The following is a 25,740-nucleotide window of genomic DNA, read 5'->3' on the forward strand; positions in this document are numbered from 1 at the left end:
TTGTCCTCAGACACCACGATCGCTCAAGAAGCGTTGACGTTCACCGACCTCGGCCTGTCGCCGAAGGTCCTCTCCGCAGTCACCGATGCCGGTTACACGCAGCCGACTCCGATCCAGGCCGGCGCCATTCCGCACGCGCTTCTGGGCAAGGACGTGCTGGGCATTGCCCAGACCGGCACCGGCAAGACCGCCTCCTTCGTGCTGCCGATGCTGACACGGCTGGAAAAGGGCCGCGCCCGCGCGCGCATGCCGCGCACGCTGATCCTCGAGCCGACGCGCGAACTCGCCGCGCAGGTCGAAGAGAACTTCATCAAATACGGCAAGAACCACAAGCTCAACATCGCGTTGCTGATCGGCGGCGTTTCGTTCGATGAGCAGGACAAGAAGCTGGAGCGCGGCGCAGACGTGCTGATCGCCACGCCTGGCCGTCTGCTCGACCACCGCGAACGTGGCAAGCTGCTGCTCAACGGCGTCGAGATCCTCGTCATCGACGAGGCGGACCGTATGCTCGACATGGGTTTCATTCCCGACATCGAGCGCATCTGCGAGATGATCCCATTCACGCGCCAGACGCTGTTCTTCTCGGCGACTATGCCGCCGGAGATCACCAAGCTCACCGAAAAATTCCTGCACGCTCCAGTGCGTGTCGAGGTCTCGAAGGCCGCCTCCACCGCGACCAGCATCACGCAGCGGCTGGTAAAGTCGGGCTCCAAGCCGTGGGAGAAGCGCGAGACGCTGCGCAACCTGATGAAGGCTGAAAGCGAGGGGCTGAAAAACGCTATCATCTTCTGCAACCGCAAGGTCGAGGTGTCGGAGCTTTTCCGTTCGTTGCTGAAGTATGATTTCGACGCCGGCGCGCTGCATGGCGACATGGACCAGCGCGCCCGCATGCAGATGCTTGCCAATTTCCGTGACGGCAAGCTGCGCTACCTAGTGGCATCCGACGTCGCCGCTCGCGGTCTCGACATCCCCGATGTCAGCCACGTCTTCAACTACGACGTGCCGATCCATGCCGAGGACTATGTCCACCGCATCGGCCGCACCGGCCGCGCCGGCCGTTCGGGCAAGTCCTTCACGATCGCAACGCGCGCGGACACCAAATATATCGACGCCATCGAAAGGCTGATCGGCACCGAGATCGAGTGGCATGACGGCGATCTGTCGACGGTGACCGAAAGCGAGGGCGAGGAAGCACCGCGCCGTGGCCGCGGTGCCCCGCGCCGGGCCGGCCGCAAGGACGAGGAACGCAAAGGCCGCGGCGAGCGCAAGAAGGGCGCCGACCGCCATGCCGGGCACGGCGAGGACGAAACGCCTGTTGCGCCGCGCGATGAGCAGCCGGTCGCCGAGGTCACCGATATCGCCGAGCGCCGCGCCCGCAAGGACGCGATCCGCTCCGAGAACGACCGCAAGGGCTCCGCCAATCGCAACGACCAGCGCGGTGACCAGCGTTCGCCACGGGACAACCGCCCTGCCCGTCATCGTCAGGAAGAAGACGACGCGACCGTCGGCTTTGGCGACGACGTGCCGGCTTTCATGCGGATCGTCGCCAAGGTCTGAACCTCGCCAGCAAACGCCGACGGAAACGAAACGGCCCCAAGCGGGGCGGCCCAAGCGGGGCCGTTCTTTTGCTGGCTTCGCCCGATGGTTCAGCCAGACACTTTTCCCGAAATGATCCTGCTCGCTCTCACATCGGGCCCGGCATCATCTTGGTCGGTTTTTCCAACATCGGAAACTCGGCCTTGCTGCATTTCACCTTCGGGTTCGTCGGACTGAACATGCCGTTGGGATTGTCGCTGAACAGCCAGGCGTGAAGGTCGTAGTGGACGAACTCCTTGGGAATGAGCGGATAGTGCCCCTCCATCGGACCCATGAATTTCTGGCCAAAAAGCGTCGGTGCTTCCTTGACGTCCGGCGTCAGCGGCACCAGCCATTCCACAGCGACCAATTTCAAGCCTTTCTTGGTCGGCTCGTAGATCAGGACGTTGGGTTTCATCGGGTCGAGCTTCTGGCCGACACTGGGAACGTTGACGAAATGGATGCCCATGGCGCCCTTCGGATAGTCCATCGTGCCCGGTAGCTTCTCGCCGCTGTAGTAGACGCAACCGACGGTCGACAGATAGAGGTCGCGCACAGCGGCCGTGTAGTCCTCATATTTGGCCAGCGATTTCTTCAGGGCTTCGATATCAGCCTTGTTTGCGTCCTCGGCGTGAGCCGTCGTGGCGCCGAGCCACGCACCCAAAAGACCAGTCAAAACGAGAACGCCGCAACGTCCAAGGCGAGCTTGTCTTGTCATGCATTCCTCCCAGATTTTGGATCTAGCCGTGCAAGACCGAGGCGGAGAGTGCATTGCGCGGCCGGTTTATGCCGCCCCGTCCCCTCTGGAACATCGTCGATGCTAGACCTTTCCCTGATTGCGGAAAAGCAGTCATTTAGAATTAACCGGATCTGAAGAGCGCTAGCCTTCGTTCAAACAAAAACGGTCCCGCGCGGGACCGTTTCTCGCATTCGCCTGCCGATACGATCAGGTGAGCGGCGACAGTTGAATCTCGACGCGCCGGTTCTGCGCGCGGCCGGCGGCCGTAGCGTTGGAGGCGATCGGACGGGTTTTGCCGAAGCCGGTGACGGCGAAGCGGCGGGAATCGACGCCTTGTCCGGAAAGATAATTTGCGACGGCCAGCGCCCGGCGCTGCGACAGGTCGAAATTATGCTCGTCGCCGCCGGTCGAGTCGGTGTGGCCGAAGACGTCGACCGTGGTCTGGCGGAACTTGTTCAGCACCAGTGCTACCGAGTTCAGAACCGGATAGAAGCCCGGCTTCACCGCATCCTGGTCGACGTTGAAAGTGATGTCGGATGGCATGTTGAGGATGATCTGGTCGCCGGCGCGGGTCACGCTGACGCCGGTGCCCTGCAGTTGGCGCCGCAGTTCGGCTTCGTTCTGATCCATGGTCGCGCCGATCGCGCCGCCGGCCAGCGCGCCAATGCCCGCGCCGATCAGTGCGTTGCGGCGGTCATTGCCGCCGGCGAGCAGACCGATGCCGGCGCCTGCGAGCGCGCCAAGGCCAGCACCAGCGGCTGTGTTGGAGATCTTCTGGTCGCCGGTATACGGATCGGTGGTGGTGCAGGCGCTCACGAGCACAGCCGTCGCCACGACGACGAGCACAGTCTTCTTCATAAGATTGGTCCCTCTCCAATTCGCCGCCGTTGCGGCGGCGCCAAATCAGCCCTTCCGCTCGCCTTGTAGCATGAAATACGGCGAAAAACGGAACGGCAAAGGTGGCGTTACCAGAGGTTCTTCCCGTCAATCACAACCACTTCGACCTGACCCAGGTCGAAATCGTCGAACAGGCGGGAATTGACGCTGATCCTCGGGTTGTCGAAGTCCGGTTCGCCCGTCGACCAATCAGGCGTTTGGGTGAAGGTGCCGCAGCCGCAGGTGGCACAAAAACCGTGCTTGATGGTTTTCGAACCCCAGCGGTAGAAGGAGACCTTTTCAAGTGGGCTGGTCAGCTTGAATTGCGATGGCACGTAGTAGGCCCATAGCGCGCCCCGCTTGGAGCAGAACGAGCATGTGCACTGCGTCACCGTCTGCGGCGCCCGACACTTCGAATGTCGTCGCCTTGCAGTGGCAGCTTCCCTTGATTGTCATAGTCGTTACCTCTCCGTTGTCCGCCACCCCTTTGTCGAGCATTCCGCACGGAAAGCCGCTTCGCACGTTTCGTGCAAATGCTTGAGCAGCAAGGCAGCATAAGGAAGCACTCCTGACAACCGTTCGTCAGGAGGCTGGCATCGTCTCGTGCCGGCAGCTTCTGCCCTGCGCGCTTGAGCCCTCAAGCGGTCAGCGGCAGAGTGAGGTGGGCTTGCAGCTAGGCGGAGCCGCCTGGCTTCTTAGAAGCACCGCAACACAGGCAGGTAGAGCAGGATGTCAAAGTCGATCTGGCGTATCCTGCTCGAAAGCGCGTCGCGCTGAAACGGATTCAGGCGACGCGCTTTAAGTCTTTGTTTTATGCATGTCGTTGCCCAGGACCGCTGCACATTTCTGGGCGACATGCATCAGTAGGACGGGGGCGGCACGAACAGGCAGATGGTCTTGCCGGCATCGAGCCCAGCCTGATGCGCGCACCAGTGATATTCGCCATCGGGCGAATCCTTGACGCGCTTGTCGCTGTAGGCCACGACCTCGCCCGTGCCTTTGATGACGTAGCCTTCTGGCCGCTCGCTGATCGACGACTGCGGCACCTCCTTGCAGTCGTAATTGGCGCAGCAGGCAAAGGGATAGCTCCAGCCTTGCGGTAGAACCGCCGTGGGTTTGGCGTCGTGCGCGAAGGCAGGCGCGGTCAGAATCGCGAGCACACCGGTGGTGAACAGGGAAAACAGGAGTCGGCCAGCCGGTCGAACGGTTTGGGCCGATCTTGCTATGGCAGCAGACATCGAAGCGTTCCTTTCGAGCATCAAGCGTTTCTCGCTTGCCCGTTCCCGGAACGTGTCTTCCCAAGTGGCCGGATCGTCAGTCGCAGATATGCCGCGTCCGGCCATAAATGCTTCTATCGTTCAGCCCCAATGCTGGGCTGATTCCTTGGCCGGCGCAAGAATCTGCTGCATCGACGATGCCGCGACCTGCGCCAACCTCTGCCTGCCAGAATCGTGCGCCGGCTTGGTAAATGGCCGGTTAGCAGTGCGGAAGCTGGTGCCGGACAACGAAATTCGGCTCACGCTGGTTCCGGCCGTTCAGCCGGGAACACGTTCATCATACCGCAGGCGCTTGTCGCCGATTGTGAACCATTTCGCCTTGGAACCGACAAAGATGTGTGCTGTGGGGGGCCGCACCGAGCGCGGCGCGTCACCACCCATCCTGAAACGTCAGCTTGCGTCTCGGCTAGTCGAGATCCGCCACCATTTCGCCGGCGCCGCCTTCGATACGGTGCGACAGCGAGGCCTCCATGAATTCGTCGAGGTCGCCGTCGAGCACGCTCGACGGGCTGGTGCTCTCAACCCCGGTGCGCAGGTCCTTCACCAGTTGGTAGGGCTGCAGCACGTAGGAGCGAATCTGGTGGCCCCAGCCGATATCGCTCTTCGACGCCTCGGTGGCGTTGGCGACGGCCTCGCGCTTCTTCAGCTCTTCCTCGTAGAGCCGCGAGCGCAGCATCTCCCAGGCCTTGGCCCGGTTCTTGTGCTGCGAGCGCTCGGCCTGGCAGGCAACCGCGATGCCGGTCGCAAGATGGGTGATGCGGACTGCCGAGTCGGTCGTGTTGACGTGCTGGCCGCCCGAACCGGAGGAGCGGTAGGTGTCGATGCGGACGTCGGATTCCGAAACATTGATCTCGATCGTATCGTCGATGACCGGATAGACCCAGACGCTGGCAAACGAGGTGTGGCGGCGCGCATTGCTGTCGTAAGGCGAGATGCGCACCAGGCGATGGACGCCGGACTCCGTCTTCAGCCAGCCATAGGCATTGTGGCCCTTGATGAGCACCGTGGCCGACTTGATGCCAGCCTCTTCGCCTTCGTGGACTTCCAGCACCTCGACCTTGAAGCGCCGCCGCTCTGCCCAGCGCGTATACATGCGCAGAAGCATCGAGGCCCAGTCCTGGCTCTCGGTGCCGCCGGCGCCGGCATGAATTTCGAGATAGGTGTCGTTGGCGTCGGCCTCGCCCGATAGCAGCGTCTCGACCTGGCGGGCCTTCGCCTCGCCCTGCATTGAGCGGAGCGCCGCCTCAGCTTCGGCGACGACGCCTTCGTCGCCCTCTTCCTCGCCGAGCTCGATCAGGCCGATATTGTCTTCGAGCGCCTGTGTCAGGCCCTTGACCGCCGCGATGCCCTCCTCGAGTTCCTGGCGCTCGCGCATCAGCTTCTGCGCTTCCAGGGGATCGTTCCAGAGGCTGGAATCCTCGGCGCGGACGTTCAGGTATTCAAGCCGCTTGATGGCCTGATCCCAGTCAAAGATGCCTCCTCAGCAGGGTTATCGCCTGCCTGATCTCGTCGACAATGTTCTGCGTTTCCGCGCGCATGGCTTCTGGTTCTGTCCTGTTGTTCTGGTTCTTTGTCCGGAGTAGGCGCGATACATAGGCACGGCAACGCCGCCTGTAAAGCGAAATGGGCCGACGCCGCGTCTCGCCGAAACGGACTCACGCGACGCGCTTTACGTCTTTGTTTCCCGTCGTCCCAGGACCGCCGCACCCGTTTGGGCGCCGTGCCTCAGTAGAGGCCGCCGCCGCCGTCCTGGATGGCCTGGTTGGCCTGCGGCGACAGCGCTCCGCCGGAGCCGTTGGAGCCGTCCGCGCCCATGCCGATGACCCAATAGCTGTCGGCCGGGCCGGTGCCAGGCTTGAACGCCTCGATGATGGTGTTGGGATCGCCCTCGGCCGCGCGCATGCCAGTCTTGCGGTTGATGGCGATCATCTTCATGCCTTCCGGTACCTGGAAGTCGACATTCGGCGTGCCGTCGAGCGCCACGCGCATGAAATCCTTGAAGATCGGCGCCGCCAGGCCGCCGCCCGTGGCGCCCTTGCCGAGGCCGCGCGGGTTGTCGTAGCCCATGTACAGACCGACGACGAGGTTCGGCGTGAAGCCGATGAACCAGGCATCCTTCTCGTCGTTGGTGGTGCCGGTCTTGCCAGCGATGTGACGGCCGAGCTCGGCGATGGTGGCGCCGGTGCCGCGCTGCACCACGCCTTCCATCATGGAGGTGATCTGGTAGGCCGTCATCGGGTCGAGCACCTGCTCGGAATTGTCCACCAGTTCAGGTTCGGGCTGGTTCTTCCATTCGCTGGCATTGCAGCCTTCGCAGCCGCGCTCGTCCTGCTTGAACACGGTCTTGCCGTAGCGGTCCTGGATGCGGTCGATCAGCGACGGTTTGATTGATTTGCCGCCATTGGCCATGATCGAATAGGCCGAAACCATGCGCATGACCGTCGTTTCGCCTGACCCCAGCGCCATCGGCAGATATGGCGCCAGATGGTCGTAGACGCCGAAACGTTCGGCATATTCCACGACCAGCTTCATGCCCATGTCGTTGGCAAGCCGCACGGTCATCAGGTTGCGCGACTTCTCGATGCCGGAGCGCAGGGTGGCGGGGCCGGCCGCCGTACCGTCATAGTTCTTCGGGGTCCATGTCGTGTTGCCGCTCTGGATGGTGATCGGACCGTCCATGATCACCGAAGCCGGGGTGTAGCCATTGTCGAGCGCCGCCGAATAGACGATCGGCTTGAATGACGAGCCGGGCTGACGCATCGCCTGGGTCGCGCGGTTGAATTCCGACTGCGCATAGGAGAAGCCTCCGACCATGGCCAGGACTCGGCCGGTATGCGGGTCCATGGCAACCAGGCCGCCTTCGACCTCGGGCACCTGGCGCAGGCTGTAGGCATTGTCGGAGCCTTCGTTCTTCTGCACGAAGACGACATCGCCGGGCTCAAGCACTTCCGCGGGCGATTTCGCCCTGACGGACTTGCCGTTGACGATGTGGCGCATGGCAAAGCCCATGTCTTCCTTGCTGACTGTGCCCTCGACGCGCTCCTTGACGAGTTCGCCCGAGACCTGGCGCGCCGGCTGGATGCCGATGGTCAGGCCCTCGGCGGAGCTGTCGAGCACCACCGCCAGCCTCCATTCGGGCACGTCTTCCAGCCCCTTGACATTGCCAAGCGGCACGCCCCAGTCGCCGGAGATGTCGATATGGGTCACCGGCCCGCGATAACCGCGCAGCGTGTCGTATTTCAGCAGGCCGTTCTGCATCGCCTTGCGGGCGATGAGCTGGATCTTCGGATCGAGCGTGGTACGCACCGAAAGGCCGCCTTCGTAAAGGGCGTTCTCGCCGTAGCGGGCGATGATCTGGCGGCGCACCTCCTCGGTGAAATACTCGCCCGCGAACAGGTAGGAGCCGTTGCGGCGCGGCGTCACGCCAAGCGGCTCGGCCTTGGCCTTGTCGCCTTCCTCGCGAGTGACGTAACCGTTCTCGACCATCTGGTCGATGACCCAGTTGCGGCGCTCGATGGCTCGATCGGCATGCTTGAAGGGATGATAGTTGTTGGGACCCTTGGGCAGCGAAGCGAGATAGGCGGCTTCGGCAACGGTGAGCTCGTTGACCGACTTGTCGAAATAGGTGAGCGCGGCACCGGCGACGCCGTAGGCGCCGAAGCCGAAGAAGATCTCGTTGAGATAGAGCTCGAGGATGCGGTCCTTCGAATAGGCCTGCTCGATGCGGAAGGCCAGGATCATCTCCTTGATCTTGCGCTCGTAGGTCTGGTCGGAGGTCAGCAGAAAGTTCTTGGCGACCTGCTGGGTGATCGTGGAGGCGCCCACTTGTCGCCGGCCGGAACCGAAATTCTGGAGGTTGACGATGATGGCACGGCCGAGGCCGGTGACGTCGATCCCGGGGTGGTTGTAGAAGTTCTTGTCCTCGGCCGACATGAAGGCGGCCTTGACGCGATCCGGAATTGCCTGAATCGGCAGATAAAGACGCCGCTCGCGCGCATACTCGGCCATCAGCGAGCCATCGGACGCATGGATGCGCGTGGTCACCGGCGGTTCGTATTTGGCCAGCACCTCATAGTCGGGCAGATCCTTCGCCAGATGGCCGATGTAGATGGCCAGGCCAGCCGCGACCAGCAGGGCGAGCGTCGTGCCGATGCCGAAGAAATAGCCGATGAGACGAATCATGCCCGCTCCAGTCCGTGGTTCGGGATTTTCCTAAACGAAGCCACCTGCCACGCAAGCTTCCCGGGGCGGTCCCAATCCGCAATGGAAAACCCATGTCGCGACCATGTGGACAAAATACGGCAACGCGAAATTTCGGGTCTCGGTCTGCGAAATAATAGCGCTCGCTGTTGTGGTCGTGCAACGCCGCTACTGCATGTCGCGTAAAACCGTGCAGCGGTTTGCGAAAACGACAGTGCATAAGAACAAAGACCTGAAGCGCGTCGCCTGGATCCGTTTCAACGCGACGCGCTCTAGTGGTTGTAGCCGATGGCGGCGCCTTCAGCCACCCGTCTGCGTACCAGTCTTGGCGGCGGCAAAGAGAGCGACGGCGTTGGTTATGCTCTGTGCCGCCTTGCCGCGCCAGTCCGCACTCAGGAGTTGCGCCTCGTCCTTGGTGTTGGAGAGGTAGCCGAGTTCGACCAGCACCGAAGGTACGTCGGGCGCCTTGAGCACCTTGAAGCCGGCCGAGCGTTGCGGATTGTTGATGAGACCGACGCTGGTCGACAACTGCCCGACCAAAGTGTGGGCAAAGCTCATCGAGAAGCTGTGGGTCTCGCGGCGGATCAGGTCGATCAGAATGTCCGTGACTTCCTTGTTGTCGTCCTTGATCACCAAGCCTGCGAACTGGTCCGACAGATTTTCGCGATCGGCCAGCGCCTGCGCTTCCGGGTCGGAGGCTTTGTCCGACAGCGTATAGACGGTGGCGCCACGGATGCCACGGACGTTGATGGTATCGGCGTGGATCGAGATCAGCAGGTCGGCCTCGTGCTGGCGGGCGATGCGCACCCGATCGTCCAGCGTCAGGTACTCGTCCTTGTCGCGCGTCATGAACACGTCGTAGCTCCCGACCGCGGCGAGCTTGTCGCGCAACTCGGTGGCGAAGGCGAGCGTGACGTTCTTCTCGACTGTGCCGCCGGCGCTTTCCGCGCCGCCGTCCACGCCACCATGGCCGGGATCGATGACGATCGTGAAACGGTGGCCAGGCGCGGAGACCGGCCCTGTGCCGACCCTGGCGCCCTTGTCGGTGGAAACGGTCGAACCGGTCGTCAACGACTGGTTGGCCAAGGCTTCGTCGAATTCCCGCTCCGAGGCAGCCGACATGTCGATGGCGATGCGATAGCCGCTGCCCTCGTCATTCTTGAGCACGTCGAGCTTGTCGACCGCAAACGGCCCCTTGCCAGTCAGGATCAGCCGCGAGCCCTGTCCCTGGTCGCCGTAGCGCACGGCCCGCACCAGCCCGCGCGGCCTGGTGTCCTTGGCGATGACGGCGAAGCGCGTCCGTGGCAGGTCGATGACGAGGCGATTGGGCCCGCGCAGCAGGAACCATTTGACTTCGGGCTCGCGGTCGAAAGCTACCACGATGCGCATCTTGGTGGCATCGCCCGCCATCTTGTAGCTGGTTGCGGCAAGCAAGGCATCGGCTCGTGAGACATCTGCAAGACCAAGCAGCGTCGTCAGCAGGAAAAGCAGCCATGCCAGGTGCGGGAGGTGCCTGACAGCGCCACGCCACTTGTTTGCGGTGCCTGACGGTCCCATCTCTTTGCAGTCGCTCCCGCTTTGGCGCCTTGCGCCGGATCGTTTCGGAGATGCGCCGTCTCAGGCAGACAACTCGATTAACAATTGGTATCCAGAGAAGGTTAACCAACCCTTTTCTCGCACGCTGGAGGGCAACCTTCCGCAGCGGAAGCGCATTTTGCCGGCAGCCGAAATCGGGGTTGCCTTCCACCCCGCCAAATCATAAAAGCGACATTGGATCACTGCAATCCTGGAACCAACCCGCCCCCTGGTTTCCTGTCACAGGCAAGATGCTAAGGCGGCTCCTTCGCTTCCGGGCTTCAGTTGGTCGCGACGATTTTCGCAGGCGTGCTCCCGTGGCGGGGGAATCGCTTGCGTGAGGAAAACGGCCCGGGATGTCCCGCGCCGGCTCGTGTGAGCAAACAAGCTGGTCCGGCTTAACCCGGGCTTTGGTTCAATAGGTTCTGCTGGGTGCCGATGGCTTCAAGCGCAATCATGGAAAGGTCCGCATCGAACCGCGCCATAGTGGCTGCGGGCGGCACCGCCATTGCGTCGAAGCAGCGGCCGGCAGACATTCAATTGTCCGGCGACCATAAAAATCCAGGCGCACAGCGGCGGGGCCTGCCTCGCCAGCTGCGGCTGTTGGCTGCCGGGAGGAAACGAAATAATGCCCAACAAGATGCTGATAGACGCCTCCCACCCGGAGGAAACACGCGTTGTTGTCGTTCGCGGTAACCGCATCGAAGAATTCGACTTTGAATCCCAGGACAAGAAGCAGCTCAAAGGAAATATCTACCTCGCCCGCGTAACCCGCGTCGAACCTTCCCTCCAGGCAGCCTTTGTCGAATATGGCGGCAACCGTCACGGGTTTCTTGCCTTCAGTGAAATTCACCCGGACTATTACCAGATCCCGGTCGCCGACCGTCAGGCCTTGCTGCGTGCCGAAGCGCAGGAGGCCGAGGACGAAGACGACGAGGAAGCCGAGAGCGGCGAAGAGCAGCAGGCGCGCGACCGCGGCGGCCGCCGCAACCGCCGGCGCGGCGGCAGGAACCGTGATCGCGGCGAGCAAAAGCGCGATGCTGCCGCCGGTTCCGACGAATCCAGCGAAAGTGCCGAAGAAACAACGCCGGCAAGCGCTGAGACCGTCAGCGAGGGCGGCGACGCTGGCGATGCCCTGACGGAAATCACCGAAGAAGGCTCTTCGCTTGTCGAAGCCGCGGCCGAGGCGGCCGATGAACAGGACAGCACCGGCGCCGAACCTGTCGCGACCGCAGAGACGGACGTCAGTCCCGAAAGCGGGGATGAGGAGTCTTCCGAGCGCGGCCCAACCTCCATTGCGGCCAGCGTCGATGCCGACGTGATTTCCGAAGCGGTGCCGCAGGCCGAGTCCGCCACCGAAACCGCTCCTGCCGACGAAGCCGCCTCCAGCGACAACGATCGCGGCATGGTCGAAGAGGTCCAGTCCTCGCATTCGGACGAGCACGAGATCGAATCCGTTGGCGCCGAGGACGCTCTGGAAGAGGTGCGCAACCGCCGCAAGCCGGTTCGCCGCCAGTACAAGATCCAGGAAGTCATCAAGCGCCGGCAGATCCTGCTGGTGCAGGTCGTAAAGGAAGAGCGCGGCAACAAGGGCGCGGCGCTTACCACCTACCTTTCGCTCGCCGGCCGCTATTCGGTGCTGATGCCGAACACGGCGCGCGGCGGCGGCATCTCGCGCAAGATCACCAATGCGCAGGACCGCAAGCGATTGAAGGAAGTTGTCGCCGATCTCGACGTGCCGCAGGGCATGGGCGTGATCCTGCGCACCGCTGGCGAAAGCCGCACCAAGGCCGAGATCAAGCGCGACTATGAATATCTGATGCGGCTGTGGGAGAACGTCCGCAACCTGACACTGCAGTCGACGGCCCCTGCCCTGGTCTATGAGGAAGGAAGCCTGATCAAGCGCTCGGTCCGCGACCTTTACAACAAGGATATCGACGAGATCCTGGTCTCCGGCGAGGACGGCTATCGCGAGGCCAAGGACTTCATGCGCATGCTGATGCCGAGCCACGCCAAGGTGGTTCAGCCCTTCCGCGACACCACCCCGATCTTCGTGCGCAACGGTATCGAGGCGCAACTCGATCGCATGCTGCAGCCGCAGGTGACGCTGAAGAGCGGCGGCTACATCATCATCAACCAGACCGAGGCGCTGGTTTCGATCGACGTCAACTCCGGCCGCTCCACCAAGGAGCATTCGATCGAAGACACCGCGCTCCACACCAATCTGGAGGCCGCCGAGGAAGTCGCGCGGCAACTCAGGTTGCGCGACCTCGCCGGCCTGATCGTCATCGATTTCATCGACATGGAGGAGAACCGCAACAACCGGTCCGTCGAGAAGCGCCTGAAGGACCACCTCAAGAACGACCGCGCACGCATCCAGGTCGGCCGCATCTCGCATTTCGGCCTGATGGAGATGTCGCGCCAGCGCATCCGCGCCAGCGTGCTGGAATCGACCATGAAGCCCTGTCCGCATTGCGGCGGCACCGGCCATGTCCGCTCCGATTCCTCGGTAGCGCTGATGGTGGTGAGGGCGATCGAGGAATTCCTGCTCAAGGATTCGCGCAGCCACATTACCGTGCGCACCCCGGCGGCGACCGCGCTCTATGTGCTCAACCACAAGCGAGCCAATCTCGTCGAACTCGAAGCCCGCTTCGGTTTGACCATCACGCTCGAAGCAGACGAAACCCTGGGATCCCAGCACTACGCGATTTTCCGCGGCGCCGTGGCCGAGAAGCCGGAAGGCTTTGTCGAGGTGCGCAGCCTGCCGACCTATGTCGAGCCGGAAGAGCCCGAGGACGAGATCGTCGTCGAGGAAGACGAGATGTCGGCCGAGGCCGAACAGCCGCGTCATCCGCAGCAGCACGGACAGCATGAGCAGAGGTCCGGCGAGGACGGGGACAACCGTGATCGCAAGCGCCGCAGGCGCCGCAGGCGGCGTGGCGGCAAGGATCGCGACCGCGAGCATCCAGCCCATGCGGATGCCGTGTCAGCGCCCGCGGCGGCAGACGACGGCACCCCGGTTGAGGTAGAGGCCGAAGCCGCACCGGAGGTGACAGCCGGTGGCGAAGCGGCAGCGGCTGACGATGCTTCCGGCAAAAAGCGCAGGCGCGGCAAGCGCGGCGGCAAGCGCAATCGTCAGGGCGAAGAATCGGTCGATGCCGTCGCCGGCGATCAGACGGAAGGCGCCGAGGACGAGGCGGCGGACGACAAGGTCGCAGCCTCCGCCGAACAGGCGGCAACTCCGGCGCCAGCCAATGACGATGCGCCCGACGCGGACAAAACGAAGAAGCTGCGCCGCGCCCCGAGGGCAAAGAAGGCTGCGGCGGCAGCGGTGGTCGATGCCGTGGCCGAGCCTGTCGCTGAAGTACCTGCCCCTGCGGCCGCCGAACCGGAACCGGTGCTTGCTGCTTCTGCCGCGGCGGAAGCTGAGGCTCCAGCGCATCCGACCCGGCGCAGGCCCCAGTCGATCGACGCGCCGGCGGTTCCCGTCGTCTCATCGAATGTGAGCGAGGAGGCCAAGGCCGAAGACAAGCCGAAGCGCGCCGGCTGGTGGCAGCGCAAGGGCTTTTTCTAAGCGTTACAGACGATTAGGCTGATCTGCTGAACAAAAATCCCGCGCCACCTGGCGCGGGATTTTTGTCTGGTTTCAGGTTCAGCGCTGAACGAATTCACTGCGACACACGCGAGTTCCAGGCTCAAGGTGCGAAGATCGACCAGTTCATCGTCCTGGCCAATTTCTCCAAGGCAATCGAGCCGAGCTGCGAATTGCCGTTGGCATTGAGGCCTGGCGACCACACCGCCAGCGACGCCACGCCCGGCACGATCCCCAATATGCCGCCGCCGACGCCGCTCTTTCCGGGAATGCCGACGCGAAAGGCGAAATCACCCGAACCGTCATAGTGACCGCAAGTCAGCATCAGCGCGCCGATGCGACGTGCGCGCTCGGTCGACACGACCGAATGCCCGGTCGCCGGGTTCCTGCCGCCATTGGCGAGGAAGCGGCCGGCCATCGCCAATTGACGGCAGCTCATTGCGATGGCGCAGTGATGGAAGTAGACGCCGAGCGCCAGCTCCGGCGCGTGATGGAGATTGCCGAAGGATTTCATGAGTTGGCTAAGGCGAAGTTACGATAGCCGGTGGCTCTCTCGGAGGCTGCGACCTCGCGGTCGATGATGATGGTGTCGTCGTCGGCGAGGAACTGGACGAAGCGCAGAATCTCGCCGATGGCCTCGCGCGGCTGATGACCGGCGAGCAGTATGTCGGAAACGACGATGGCGCCGGCATTGATGAACGGATTGCGCGGAATGCCGTTCTCGTGCTCCAGTTGGACGATCGAATTGAACGGGTTGCCGGACGGTTCGCGTCCGACCCGCTGCCACAGCGCGTCGCCGACATTGCCGAGCGCCAGCGTCAGCGTGAACACTTTGGAGACGCTCTGGATCGAAAAGGGCTCATCGGCATCGCCGGCGACGAGGACGCGCCCTTCATTGGTCACGACGGCGATGCCGAACTTCTTCGGGTCGACCTTGCCGAGCTGAGGAATGTAGTTGGCGACCTCGCCGCGATCCGTGCGATCCGCCATTTCGGCGGCGACTTCGGCCAACGCCTGCTCGAGTTCCGGCATGAAGTCCCCGCTATTTCAGCCAGCGCTCGATGCGCGCGATCGCCTCGACCATGTCCTCGTGGCTGCCGGCATAGGAAAAGCGCATGGTGCGATGGCCCTGAAGCGGATCGAAATCGCGACCGGGCGTGGCTGCGACGTGCGCCTCGGCAAGCATCTTGCGGGCAAAGGCCATACTGTCATTGGTGTGGCGGGTGACGTCGCAGAAAGCGTAGAAGGCACCATCCATGGGCGCCGCCAGCGCGAAGCCGAGTTCCGGCAGGCGCTTCATCAGAAGATCGCGGTTCCAGGCATAGCGCGCCTTCACCGCTTCCAGCTCCGCCGTTGCCTTGAACGCCTCGATCGCCGCGAGCTGCGACAGTTCCGGCGGTGAGATGTAGAGGCTCTGAGCGATGCGCTCGACAGGGCGCACCAGTTCCTCGGGCAGCACCATCCAGCCGATGCGCCAGCCCGTCATGCAATAGTATTTCGAGAAGGAATTGATCGCCGTCACACCGGCGCCACAGGCCAAGGCCGTGACATCCGGCGCGGCATAGGCCAGCCGGTGGTAGATTTCGTCGGAGATCACCGCGATGCCGAGCTCCTCGGCCGTCTTCACCAACGCGGAAAGCACCTTGCCCGGGATGACCGCGCCAGTCGGGTTCGCGGGACTGGCAAAGAGCACGCCCTTGAGCGGTCTTTCGCTGTGCGCCTCCTTCAGGTGCCCGGGATGAAGGTAGGCGTCCGAGCCGAGCTCGATCTCGACAATCTCGATGCCGAGCGCGGCCATGATGTTGCGGTAGGCCGGATAGCCGGGTGCGGCGATCGCAACGCGGTCACCGGGATCGAACATGGCCAGGAAGGCAAGATTGAAGGCGGCCGACGAGCCTGTGGTCACCGCAATGCGGGCCGGGGCGACATCGATACCGTAATGCTCGCCATAGTGCGCGGCGATCGCCCTGCGCAGCTCCGCCAGGCCCAGTGCATCGGTGTAGCCGATGCGGCCATATTTGAGGGCCGCTGCCGCTGCTTCGCGCACGATGGCCGGCGCCGGGTCCGATGGCTGGCCCACCGCCATCGACACCACCGGCACGCCCGTCGCCTTAAGCCGGTTGGCTTCGGCCAGGATATCCATGGCGTGGAACGGCTCGACCTCGCCGCGGCGTGAAAGCGAAACGACCATCTGACCTCTCGTCCACCCTGCCCTTGTTGTCGCAATTCCGGCGGAAAGCCGCCGCGAACCGTGCCGGGACCGCCCAGCATCAGCGCAAGCGCCGCACAAATGCCCGATTGATGTGGGGATCACAAGCGCGCAGGAAGTTGCCGGCGCCGACTTTTCATCCTTCGCCCGCTCGTCTACCAGTGGAGCTGTCATGTTGAGCCGAGCCCGACCATCCGAAGCCAGATCGACCCTGGTAGGAACCGCACGCGCATTTGCGACACTGCTGCTTGCCGCCGCCGTCGCAATCTCAGGCTCGACCAACGCCTTTGCGCAGGGCGTCCCCGTCGTGCGCGATGCCGAAATCGAAGCGCTGGTGCGCGACTATGCCCGGCCGATCTTCAGGGCAGCCGGCCTTGCCAATGACGGCATCGACATCGTGCTCGTCAACGATCAGAGCTTCAATGCCTTCGTCACTGGCCGTCGCCTGTTCATCAATACCGGCGCCCTGATGACTGCCGAGACGCCGAACGAGATCATCGGCGTCATCGCGCACGAGGCCGGCCACATCGCCGGCGGCCACCAGCAGAAGCTGCGCGACCAGCTCGAACGCGCCAAGACGATGGCCATCCTCGCCACACTGCTCGGCGCCGGCGCCATCGTCGCCGGCGCGACCACCAACAGCCGCGGCCTCGCCGGCGCAGGCATGGGCGTAGCGGCGGGCAGCGGCGAGATGGCGCAGCGCAGCATCCTCGCCTATCAACGCGGCGAAGAAATCATCGCCGACCGCTCGGCAATCACCTATCTCAACGCCACCGGCCAGTCCGGGATGGGCATGCTCAAGACCTTTGCCCGCTTCCAGAGCGCCTTGTCGCTGGCCGGCACGCAGGTCGATCCGTATCGGATCAGCCACCCGATACCGCAGGAGCGCATCGCCAACCTGGAGGCGCTGGTCAAGCAGAGCCCCTATGTCGGCAAAGTCGACCCGCCGGCGCTGCAACAGCGGCACGACATGATGCGCATCAAGATCGCGGCCTACATGCAGGGCCAGGCCGCTGTGGCGCGGCTGATGCGCAAGTACCCGGGAAGCCTGGCCTCTCGCTATGGCGATGCACAGGTGACCTATCTCTACGGCAATCCTGGCGCGGCGCTGGTCAAAACCGCCGCACTGATCAAGGAACAGCCGAAGAACCCCTATTTTCAGGAGTTGCGCGGCGACATCCTAATGAAGGTCAACAAGCCTAAGGATGCCGCAGAGGCTTATGCCAAGGCAGTCAGCCTCGATCCGGCGCGGTCCGGGCTGCTGCAGGTTTCGCTCGGCCAGGCGCTGCTGGCCGTCGGCACGCCCGATTCGGCGAAGAAGGCCGTTACCCAGCTCAACAACGGCATTGGCCGCGACAAGGAAAACGCGGAGGCCTATCGTTATCTGGCGCAAGCCTATGGTGAGCAAGGCGATATATCGGCCGCCGATCTAGCGACGGCTGAGGGACATTTTTATTCCGGCGACTACAAGAACGCGAAAATCTTCGCCATGCGCGCTCAACAGAAGTTGAAACGCGGCGAACCGAGGTGGCTTCGTGCGCAGGATATCATAAACTACACGCCATCAAACAAACTGAAATGAAAGTCCCGGCAGCATGCGGCGACGAGACCCTGAACGGGACAGGCAGAAGGATCTGATCATGAACAAGGCAATCCTGCTCGGCAGCGCCGGCGTGGCGGTAGCGCTCGGCATGCTGGCATTCGGCTTCGTGGCAGGAAGCCCGCAGGCCGCCAAGGCCGACACCACACAAGCCATCCAGGTCGCGTCCGATGACACCAAGATCGACCGCAAGGAAGTCGAAGCGATCATCCGGGACTATCTGTTGAAGAACCCTGAGGTGCTGCTCGAGGTGCAGGACGCGCTCGAGGCCAAGCAGAAGGAAGAACAGCGGATCGCCGCGCTCGGCGTCATCAAGAACGCCAAGGACGAGATCTTCAATTCCACCTTCGACGGCGTCGTCGGCAATCCCAACGGCAAGATCACGATCGTCGAGTTCTATGACTATAATTGCGGCTTCTGCAAACGCGCCATCGAAGACATGCAGGCGCTGACCAAGGCCGATTCCGACCTGCGTTTCGTGCTCAAGGAATTCCCGATCCTGAGCCCGGATTCGCAGAAGGCCAGCATCGTCTCGATGGCCTTCCATCTGATGATGCCTGAGAAGTACGGCCAGTTCCACACCGCGCTGCTCGGCGGCCAGGGCCGCGCCACCGAACAGACCGCCATGAAGGTGGCGCTGTCGCTCGGTGCCGACGAGGCGAAATTGCGCGAGAAGATGAAGGATCCGAGCATCAACGAAGCGCTCTCGCGGACCTACGACCTCGCCACCAAGCTGTCGATCACTGGCACGCCGTCCTATGTTGTCGGCAACGAAGTGGTGTTCGGCGCGCTCGGGCAGCAGGTGCTCGCGGAGAAGATCGAGCAGGCCAAGAGCGCGCTCTGAGCAGCGGCGCGCCGCGGTTTTCCGGCAGTTGTGGACAGCGAAAGAACGCACTTGCGCTCTTTTCGCGGGCGGCTATGCCCATTATAGAGGCCCAGCGCGCCGGCTTGGAGCGGGCGCTGAAGAAGGTCGGCATCCTTGAAAACGATTTTCGTCCTGAACGGTCCCAATCTCAACATGCTCGGCAAGCGCGAGCCGGGGATCTATGGCGGCAAGACGCTCGCCGCGATCGCCGAAGATTGCAAGGCGGCAGGCGCGGCGCTCGGGCTGGAGATCGATTTCCGCCAGTCCAACCATGAGGGCGACCTCGTCGACTGGGTCCAGGAGGCCGGTGACAAGGCTGCCGGTATCGTCATCAACCCCGGCGCCTACAGCCACACCTCGATTGCCATCCACGACGCCATTCGCGCCGTCGCGCCGCTGCCGGTCGCCGAAGTCCATCTTTCCAATATTCACGCGCGGGAAGCTTTTCGCCACGTTTCCATGATCTCGCCGGTCGCCGTCGGCATGATCTGCGGGTTCGGGCCGCTCGGCTACACGCTCGCGCTGCAAGCGCTGGCGGCACGCCTGTGACCGGCCCCCAAACAGAAGGCTCGAACATGTCGATAAAGAAGAATGGTGTTGACCAGCAGCTGATCCGCGATCTGGCGGGCATACTGAACGACACCAACCTGACCGAGATCGAAGTCGAGCTCGGCGACCTGAAGGTGCGCGTGTCGCGCCAGGCCCAGGCCGTTCATGCGGTCGCAGCTCCGATGCCGGTTGCCGCGGCCCCGATGGCGGCTGCGGCGGCGCAGCCGGCAGCGGGCCCGGTCGGCGCAGCGGCTGCCGATCCCGGCAAGAACGCCGTGCCTTCGCCTATGGTCGGCACCGCCTATCTGGCGCCCTCGCCCGACGCAAAGGCGTTCATCGAGATCGGCCAGAAGGTCAAGGAAGGCCAGACGCTGCTCATCATCGAAGCGATGAAGACGATGAACCAGATCCCCTCGCCGCGCGCCGGCACGGTGACGGCGATCCTGATCGAGGATGCCCAGCCGGTAGAATACGGCATGCCGCTCGTGGTCATCGAGTAGAGCCGGGAACAGCGGGCAGATGTTCCAGAAGATCCTCATCGCCAATCGCGGCGAAATCGCCCTGCGGGTGCTGCGCGCCTGCAAGGAACTCGGCATCCAGACGGTGGTGGTCCATTCCACGGCGGATGCCGATGCCATGCATGTGCGGCTCGCCGACGAGAGCGTCTGCATCGGCCCGCCGCCGTCGCGCGAAAGCTATCTCAACATCCACCAGATCGTCGCCGCCTGCGAGATCACCGGCGCCGACGCAGTGCATCCGGGCTACGGCTTCCTGTCGGAAAACGCCAAGTTCTCCGATATTCTGGCTGCCCACAACATCACCTTCATCGGCCCGTCGGGCGACCACATCCGCGTCATGGGCGACAAGATCGAAGCCAAGCGAACGGCAAAGCGCCTCGGCATTCCGGTCGTGCCTGGTTCTGACGGCGCGATCAGCGATGACAAGGAAGCAAAACGCGTCGCGGCCGAGATCGGCTACCCCGTGATCATCAAGGCGTCGGCCGGCGGCGGCGGCCGCGGCATGAAGGTGGCGCGCACGGAAGCCGACCTCGAGATCGCGCTGCAGACGGCGAAGTCCGAAGCTGGTGCCGCCTTCGGCGACGACGCGGTGTACATCGAGAAATATCTTGAAAAGCCGCGCCACATCGAGTTGCAGGTGTTCGGCGACGGCGCCGGGCGGGGCGTGCATTTCGGCGAGCGCGACTGCTCGCTGCAGCGTCGCCACCAGAAGGTGTGGGAGGAGGCCAACTCGCCCGCGCTCAATGCGGAGGAGCGCTCGCGCATCGGTGGAATCTGCGCCACGGCGATTGCCGATCTTGGCTATTCCGGCGCCGGCACCATTGAATTTCTCTACGAGAATGGCGAATTCTATTTCATCGAGATGAATACTCGCCTGCAGGTGGAGCATCCGGTGACGGAAGCAATCACAGGCATTGACCTCGTCCACGAGCAGATCCGCGTCGCCTCGGGCGGCGGGCTGTCGGTGCGGCAGGAGGACATCAAGTTCAACGGCCACGCCATCGAGTGCCGCATCAACGCCGAGGATCCCCGCACCTTCACGCCCTCGCCCGGCACGATCACGCACTTCCATACGCCCGGCGGCCTCGGCATCCGCGTCGATTCCGGCGTCTATTCCGGCTACCGGATCCCGCCCTACTACGACAGCCTGATCGGCAAGCTGATCGTGCATGGCCGCAACCGGGTCGAATGCATGATGCGGCTGCGCCGCGCGCTCGACGAGTTCGTCGTCGACGGGATCAAGACGACGCTGCCGCTGTTCCGCGACCTCGTCGGCAACCCGGACATCGCCAATGGCGATTACGACATCCACTGGCTGGAAAAATATCTGGCCAAGGATGCATAGCACGGGGATGCGATGACCCGTCCCTACGCACCCGGCTATCGCATCCCGACCGACTTGCTGTTGAAAGCCTATGCCTCGGGGGTCTTCCCGATGGCCGAGAGCGCGACCGATCCGGAGGTGTTCTGGGTAAGGCCGGAGACGCGCGGCATCATCCCGCTCGATGGATTCCATACGCCGCGAAGCCTGAAGAAGACGATCCGCAAGCACCCATTCGACATCCGCTACGATTTCGATTTCGAGGCGACGATCGACGGTTGCGCCGAAAGGCGCGAGGAGCGCCGCTCGACATGGATCAACGGGCCGATCCGCGAAGCCTATGTCGAGCTCCACCGGCTGGGCCATTGCCATTCCGTCGAGGCATGGCGCGAGGAGCGTCTGGTCGGCGGGCTCTACGGCGTCTCGCTCGGCCGCGTCTTCTTCGGCGAAAGCATGTTCGCCAGGGAAACCGACGCCTCGAAGACCTGCCTCTATTATCTGGTGGAGCGGCTGAAGGCGCGCGGCTTCGCTCTGCTGGACACCCAGTTCACCACTGAGCACCTGAAGCGCTTCGGCGCCGTCGACGTGGCACGCGGCCAGTATGAGAAGATGCTGACCGAAGCATTGAAGGGCGAGGCCGTGTTCTTTCCCTGAGGGCGGAGCAGTCAGTCGTCGCTGGACGACTCCATCGGCGTCTGCGCATGAAACATCATCTTCCAGCCATTGACGCGGTGGACATAGCCGGTGCTGACCAGAGCGGCATAGGGTTCGCCATTCTCCCGCGTCGCGCGGGCCTCATAGGTCAGCATGACAATGTCGCTGCCTGGTTCGACCATGCCCTTCAATCTGATGTCGAGATCGCGCCAGCGCTTTGGTTTGCTTGCCGTCTTGGCCAATTCGGAATTGGTCAACGCCTGCGCCATCCCCGGAAAGGCGACCAGACACTCGCTGTCGGCGTTCGCCTCGTAGAAGTCCGAACCGCCGGTCCAGAAACCTTTCTCGAGCTCGAGGATTTCTTGCTTGTTGACGGTGATCAGCTTTGTCTTGCTCATCGCGGTCTCCTTCAACGCCTGTCGCCCGATTGGAACGGACCACAGGCGGGCAAGTTCCGAAATGATCAGTTGGTGTCGGTGCTGTCGGGCTCGCCCGTATTGATATCGCCCGAGTTGGTATCGCCGGTGTTCGCATCGCCGGTGCCCGTGTCGCCGTCTAGGGCTACGCCGGGTTCGGGCGCAGCTTCCGCCGGCTGCTCCTGCGCTGGCGGCTTCGGCTTGGCGGCTTCGGTCTTCGGCTTGGCCGTATCGGGCTTGGCTGTCTCAGCTTTGGCCGCTGTCGGCGGCGGCACATCCGACTTCTGCTTGCAGCCCTTCAGCCAGACGTCATAGACGGCATGCTCGACAGCGTTGAGGCCAGGGCTCTCCGCGAACATCCAGCCGGTGAAGATGCGGCGGATCTTGCGGTCGAGCGTGATCTCATCGACCTCGACGAAGGAATCGGTCTTCGGCTGCTCGGTTTCCGGGCGCGAATAGCAGACGCGCGGCGTCACCTGCAGGGCGCCGAACTGCACGGTCTCGTCAATATAGACGTCGAAGGTGATGATGCGGCCGGTGATCTTGTCGATGCCGGCGAATTCGGCCACCGGATTGGTGATGCGGTCGGCGGCCAAGGGCGCCGCGGGCGTCTGGGGGGCGCTGAAGACCACCGTTGATGTGGTCAGAATGGTCGCTGCCGCGATCAGTCCTGTCGAGATTCGGCACAGTGCCTCTGAGCGCAATCCCGGACGGAAAACCGCTACGCACTTTTCCTGGAATTGCTCAGCCTGGTTTTGGCGCAATTCCGGACGGAAAACCGCTACGCACTTTTCCTGGAATTGCTTCAGAAAGCTCATGCGAGGACACCGGTGGTTGCGCCCGGGTGATTCTGTCAATCGCCAAGGCTAGTCATGGCAGCGCTGTCGGCAAGCAGCTAAACGTCAATTGTGGCGACAAAGGACCCGAAACAGGTGCGGATTAGGATCCCGGCGTCCAGGCGTCGTAGTCGCCCGTCACCTGCGGGCGGTGCTGGTTGGTCAGCACGGAGCCCTTGGGGCGATAGGCAGCAGGAGTTCCGGTCAGGTTCGGCTGATGCGGCTTCTGCCACTCGCGCGCGCGGTATTCATCGCTCGAAGGCGGCACACTGACGCGATGATGAATCCAGCCATGCCAGCCTGGAGGGATCTTTGAGGCTTCTGAATAGTCGCGGTAGATGACCCAGCGGCGGGTACGGCCTTCCGAGTCGATGCCGCCTTCATAGTAGACGTTGCCGGCCTCGTCCTCGCCGACCTTCTTGCCGAAACGCCAGGTATGGAAGCGCGTGCCCAGCGTCTGGCTGTTCCACCAGGTGAAAAACTGCAGCAGGAAAGTTTTCATCCAGATCCTCGTGGCGGCAGCGGCTGCGCCTGTTTCCTGCTTATGGCGTCAGGTCACCGCGAAGGCAAGGGGGCTTGCCCCGGCGGCGATGTAAATGCTCCGTGCGCTAAATCGATACAGATTCGCGGCCGGTACGCAACCCGGCTTGCCAAGCGCTGCCCGTCTTCCTAAAGCTCGCTCGCCCGCAAGCGGGCACCGGCCCCATGCCGATTGAGGGAGGTGAGGATTGGCCCCAGAACGGTCCACCAGCAGCCGGATCGGCGCTGAAGACATACGCCGCCGCAAGGGCGGCGTGCCGATCGTCTGCCTCACCGCCTACACCTATCCGATCGCCCGCATGCTGGACCCGCATGTCGATCTGCTCTTGGTCGGCGACAGCGTTGCCATGGTGCTGCATGGCCATGCCACGACACTCGGCGCCTCGCTTGACCTGATGATCGCGCACGGACAAGCGGTGATGCGCGGCTCGGCCAGGGCCTGCGTCGTGGTCGACATGCCGGCGGGCAGCTACGAGAGCTCGGTGGCTGAGGCCGTAGCCGCGGCAAGGCGCATCGCCCGCGAAACCGGATGTCAGGCGGTCAAGCTGGAGGGCGGGGTCGAGATGGCCGGACAGATCGCCGCGATCGTCGCCGACGGCATCCCGGTGATGGGGCATATCGGCTTGCTGCCGCAATCGGTGGAAAAGGATGGCGGCTACAGGATCAAGGGCCGAACCGGGGAAAACATCGCCGCCCTATTCCGCGATGCCGAAGCGGTGGAGAAGGCCGGCGCCTTCGCGGTCGTGATCGAGGGCACGGTGGAGGCCGTAGCCTCCGATCTCTCCCGCCATATCTCGATCCCGACCATCGGCATCGGCGCCAGCCGCGATTGCGACGGCCAGATCCTGGTCATCGACGACATGATCGGCACGACGGTCGACCGCGTGCCGACGTTCGTCAAGGAGTATGCAAACCTGCGGGATGTCATTTCGGATGCGGCGTCTCGCTATGCAGCCGACGTGCGCAGCCGCGCATTTCCCGGATCGGATCACGTCTTTTCTGCATCAGACAAGGATAAGGCATGAGCGGACCGATCGTCGTCGACAGCATTGCGGCGCTTCGCACGCAGATCCGGGATTGGCGGCGGGACGGAGTGCGGATTGCCATGGTGCCGACCATGGGCGCCTTGCACGAGGGCCACATTTCGCTGGTCAGGATTGCGCTTCAACGCGCCGAGCGCTGTGTGGTCTCGATCTTCGTCAATCCCGCCCAGTTCGCGCCGACCGAGGATCTGGACAAATATCCGCGCCAACTGGCCCGCGATCTCGACCAACTGCGAGACGCGGGCGTGCATCTCGCGTTCACGCCGGGCGTGGCGGAAATGTACCCGGCCGGCTTCGCTACCAAGATTTCGGTCGGGGGCCCCTCGTCGGGCCTGGAAACCGATTTCAGGCCGGCCTTCTTCGATGGTGTTACGACGGTAGTGACCAAGCTTTTCCTGCAGGCGGCGCCCGATTGCGCTGTGTTCGGCGAGAAAGACTACCAGCAGCTTTGCGTCGTGCGGCAGCTTTGCCGCGATCTTGATCTGCCGGTTGAGATCATCGGCGGACCGACGGTGCGCGACGCCCAGGGTCTCGCGATGTCGTCGCGCAACGCCTATCTCAACGAGGCCGAACTCAACGTCGCGCGCAAGCTCAATGCGGTTCTGCGGCAGACCGCGGCGGCACTTGCCGCCGGCGCTGAGGAGACGGACGCCACGGGTGACGCTACGGATGCCCTAATCACGGCCGGTTTCCGAAAGGTCGACTACGTCGCGGCGCGGGAGGCGGTGACGCTTGCTCCCTGGCGTCGTGAACGCGAGGGCCGCCTGCTTGCAGCAGCCTGGCTCGGAACCACCAGGCTGATCGACAATGTAGAGATCCTCTCCGCCTGATCGGCGCTGCGCGACCTCGCCCAGCCTCCGGCTCTCTAGCCCAGCCGCTTCTCCAGTACGAGCGCGGGCATGCCTGAACCGCCGCCGCAGTCGGCAGTTTTGCCCGCGGGTTGGAAGCCGCTCGCCTCGTAGAAAGCGATGGCCGAAGCATTCGCCTCCTCGACTTCCACGCGTATTGTCCGTGCTTGCGGGAAGCTTAGCTCGACCTCGTCGAGCAATAAGCGGCCGATGCCCTGCCGCTGGCAATCCGGGTGCACATAGAGTTGGTGCAGCAGAACGATCTTCGGATCGGTGGTGGCCGAAGCGAAAGCCATGCCGCCGATCCGGCTGCCGTCGTCGGCCAGCAGAAATTCCGAATTGGGACGCATCAGCCGCGCCTGAAGCGAGGCGATCGAATGCCAGTCATCGGTGATTTCGGTGACCCGCTGGGCGCCGTAGATGGCATCATAGGTGGCGTGCCAGGTTTCTACCAGCAGTGCACGGACGGCGGCGAGATCGCGTTCACTGGCCGTCCGCACGAACATG

The 25,740-nt window shown here is 63.3% G+C and carries 21 protein-coding genes and 3 pseudogenes; 10 read left to right on the plus strand and 14 right to left on the minus strand.

Annotation, left to right across the window (positions count from 1 at the left end; all coding sequences use genetic code 11):
* The gene (locus EJ074_RS03230) at positions 1 to 1,557 is read left to right on the plus strand and encodes a DEAD/DEAH box helicase (RefSeq protein ID WP_165349841.1); all 1,557 of its coding nucleotides are present in this window, start codon (positions 1 to 3) and stop codon (positions 1,555 to 1,557) included.
* Between the two features lie 127 nt (positions 1,558 to 1,684).
* On the opposite strand, the gene EJ074_RS03235 is transcribed toward EJ074_RS03230, so the two are convergent.
* From EJ074_RS03235 to EJ074_RS29530, 8 genes and pseudogenes are all read right to left on the minus strand, one after another.
* Positions 1,685 to 2,293 carry a hypothetical protein gene (locus EJ074_RS03235; RefSeq protein WP_095807331.1) on the minus strand — a complete coding sequence of 203 codons (609 nt, stop codon included), beginning with the start codon at positions 2,291 to 2,293 and terminating at the stop codon, positions 1,685 to 1,687.
* 228 nt (positions 2,294 to 2,521) lie between these two features.
* Positions 2,522 to 3,172 carry an OmpA family protein gene (locus EJ074_RS03240; protein WP_095807330.1) on the minus strand — a complete coding sequence of 217 codons (651 nt, stop codon included), beginning with the start codon at positions 3,170 to 3,172 and terminating at the stop codon, positions 2,522 to 2,524.
* Between the two features lie 107 nt (positions 3,173 to 3,279).
* Positions 3,280 to 3,646 (minus strand): annotated as a pseudogene (locus tag EJ074_RS03245) (GFA family protein).
* Between the two features lie 404 nt (positions 3,647 to 4,050).
* Positions 4,051 to 4,428 (minus strand): hypothetical protein, encoded by a 378-nt coding sequence (locus EJ074_RS03250; RefSeq protein ID WP_095807494.1) that lies wholly within the window; start codon positions 4,426 to 4,428, stop codon positions 4,051 to 4,053.
* A gap of 445 nt (positions 4,429 to 4,873) precedes the next feature.
* A protein-coding gene (gene prfB, locus EJ074_RS03255) for a peptide chain release factor 2 (RefSeq protein WP_129552770.1) occupies positions 4,874 to 6,005 on the minus strand; the annotation gives its coding sequence in 2 pieces (ribosomal slippage) (positions 4,874 to 5,938 and positions 5,940 to 6,005; 1,131 coding nt in all).
* 187 nt (positions 6,006 to 6,192) lie between these two features.
* Positions 6,193 to 8,649, minus strand: a complete 2,457-nt coding sequence (locus tag EJ074_RS03260; RefSeq protein ID WP_095807328.1) for a penicillin-binding protein 1A — start codon at positions 8,647 to 8,649, stop codon at positions 6,193 to 6,195.
* Between the two features lie 318 nt (positions 8,650 to 8,967).
* A complete protein-coding gene (locus EJ074_RS03265) occupies positions 8,968 to 10,224 on the minus strand; it encodes an N-acetylmuramoyl-L-alanine amidase (RefSeq protein ID WP_095807327.1) in 1,257 nt (418 codons plus the stop codon).
* A 416-nt stretch (positions 10,225 to 10,640) separates the two neighbouring features.
* On the minus strand, positions 10,641 to 10,778 hold the full coding sequence (locus EJ074_RS29530; RefSeq protein ID WP_165349842.1) for a hypothetical protein: 138 nt from the start codon (positions 10,776 to 10,778) through the stop codon (positions 10,641 to 10,643).
* Positions 10,779 to 10,870: 92 nt separating this feature from the next.
* Between EJ074_RS29530 and EJ074_RS03270 the strand changes: the two genes are divergently transcribed.
* Positions 10,871 to 13,816 (plus strand): ribonuclease E/G, encoded by a 2,946-nt coding sequence (locus EJ074_RS03270; RefSeq protein WP_129552771.1) that lies wholly within the window; start codon positions 10,871 to 10,873, stop codon positions 13,814 to 13,816.
* Between the two features lie 121 nt (positions 13,817 to 13,937).
* Here the strand turns inward: EJ074_RS03270 and EJ074_RS03275 are convergent.
* A pseudogene (locus EJ074_RS03275) lies at positions 13,938 to 14,866 on the minus strand (glutaminase).
* A 10-nt stretch (positions 14,867 to 14,876) separates the two neighbouring features.
* Positions 14,877 to 16,025 carry an aminotransferase class I/II-fold pyridoxal phosphate-dependent enzyme gene (locus EJ074_RS03280; RefSeq protein ID WP_095807324.1) on the minus strand — a complete coding sequence of 383 codons (1,149 nt, stop codon included), beginning with the start codon at positions 16,023 to 16,025 and terminating at the stop codon, positions 14,877 to 14,879.
* Positions 16,026 to 16,215: 190 nt separating this feature from the next.
* Between EJ074_RS03280 and EJ074_RS03285 the strand changes: the two genes are divergently transcribed.
* The 6 genes from EJ074_RS03285 to aat all read left to right on the plus strand — a co-directional run bounded on the left by EJ074_RS03285 (position 16,216) and on the right by aat (position 21,550).
* On the plus strand, positions 16,216 to 17,625 hold the full coding sequence (locus EJ074_RS03285) for a M48 family metalloprotease (protein WP_095807323.1): 1,410 nt from the start codon (positions 16,216 to 16,218) through the stop codon (positions 17,623 to 17,625).
* A gap of 58 nt (positions 17,626 to 17,683) precedes the next feature.
* The gene (locus EJ074_RS03290) at positions 17,684 to 18,487 is read left to right on the plus strand and encodes a DsbA family protein (protein WP_095807322.1); all 804 of its coding nucleotides are present in this window, start codon (positions 17,684 to 17,686) and stop codon (positions 18,485 to 18,487) included.
* Positions 18,488 to 18,622: 135 nt separating this feature from the next.
* Positions 18,623 to 19,057 carry a type II 3-dehydroquinate dehydratase gene (gene aroQ / locus EJ074_RS03295; RefSeq protein ID WP_095807321.1) on the plus strand — a complete coding sequence of 145 codons (435 nt, stop codon included), beginning with the start codon at positions 18,623 to 18,625 and terminating at the stop codon, positions 19,055 to 19,057.
* 26 nt (positions 19,058 to 19,083) lie between these two features.
* On the plus strand, positions 19,084 to 19,557 hold the full coding sequence (accB, locus tag EJ074_RS03300; RefSeq protein ID WP_095807320.1) for an acetyl-CoA carboxylase biotin carboxyl carrier protein: 474 nt from the start codon (positions 19,084 to 19,086) through the stop codon (positions 19,555 to 19,557).
* A 19-nt stretch (positions 19,558 to 19,576) separates the two neighbouring features.
* On the plus strand, positions 19,577 to 20,920 hold the full coding sequence (gene accC / locus EJ074_RS03305) for an acetyl-CoA carboxylase biotin carboxylase subunit (protein WP_095807319.1): 1,344 nt from the start codon (positions 19,577 to 19,579) through the stop codon (positions 20,918 to 20,920).
* Positions 20,921 to 20,932: 12 nt separating this feature from the next.
* Positions 20,933 to 21,550 carry a leucyl/phenylalanyl-tRNA--protein transferase gene (aat, locus tag EJ074_RS03310; protein WP_095807318.1) on the plus strand — a complete coding sequence of 206 codons (618 nt, stop codon included), beginning with the start codon at positions 20,933 to 20,935 and terminating at the stop codon, positions 21,548 to 21,550.
* 11 nt (positions 21,551 to 21,561) lie between these two features.
* Here aat and EJ074_RS03315 read toward each other — a convergent pair whose 3' ends face one another.
* The 3 genes and pseudogenes from EJ074_RS03315 to EJ074_RS03325 all read right to left on the minus strand — a co-directional run bounded on the left by EJ074_RS03315 (position 21,562) and on the right by EJ074_RS03325 (position 23,304).
* Positions 21,562 to 21,948 carry a hypothetical protein gene (locus tag EJ074_RS03315; RefSeq protein WP_095807493.1) on the minus strand — a complete coding sequence of 129 codons (387 nt, stop codon included), beginning with the start codon at positions 21,946 to 21,948 and terminating at the stop codon, positions 21,562 to 21,564.
* A gap of 218 nt (positions 21,949 to 22,166) precedes the next feature.
* Positions 22,167 to 22,616: pseudogene (locus EJ074_RS03320) on the minus strand (DUF2155 domain-containing protein); the annotation flags it as partial.
* Positions 22,617 to 22,905: 289 nt separating this feature from the next.
* Positions 22,906 to 23,304: an NADH:ubiquinone oxidoreductase subunit NDUFA12 gene (locus EJ074_RS03325; RefSeq protein WP_095807317.1), complete on the minus strand. Its 399-nt coding sequence runs from the start codon at positions 23,302 to 23,304 to the stop codon at positions 22,906 to 22,908.
* Positions 23,305 to 23,530: 226 nt separating this feature from the next.
* On the opposite strand from EJ074_RS03325, the gene panB reads away from it, so the two are divergent.
* Both panB and panC read left to right on the plus strand, forming a co-directional pair.
* Positions 23,531 to 24,367: a 3-methyl-2-oxobutanoate hydroxymethyltransferase gene (gene panB, locus EJ074_RS03330; protein ID WP_095807316.1), complete on the plus strand. Its 837-nt coding sequence runs from the start codon at positions 23,531 to 23,533 to the stop codon at positions 24,365 to 24,367.
* Positions 24,364 to 25,215, plus strand: coding sequence for a pantoate--beta-alanine ligase (gene panC, locus EJ074_RS03335; protein WP_095807315.1), 852 nt, complete (start codon positions 24,364 to 24,366; stop codon positions 25,213 to 25,215). Before panB ends, panC begins: the two co-directional genes overlap by 4 nt.
* Before the next feature lie 35 nt (positions 25,216 to 25,250).
* Here panC and EJ074_RS03340 read toward each other — a convergent pair whose 3' ends face one another.
* Positions 25,251 to 25,739, minus strand: a complete 489-nt coding sequence (locus EJ074_RS03340; protein ID WP_095807314.1) for a GNAT family N-acetyltransferase — start codon at positions 25,737 to 25,739, stop codon at positions 25,251 to 25,253.
* Position 25,740 lies beyond the last annotated feature (1 nt).

The organism is Mesorhizobium sp. M3A.F.Ca.ET.080.04.2.1 (assembly GCF_003952525.1).
In the GTDB taxonomy this organism is placed as follows: domain Bacteria; phylum Pseudomonadota; class Alphaproteobacteria; order Rhizobiales; family Rhizobiaceae; genus Mesorhizobium.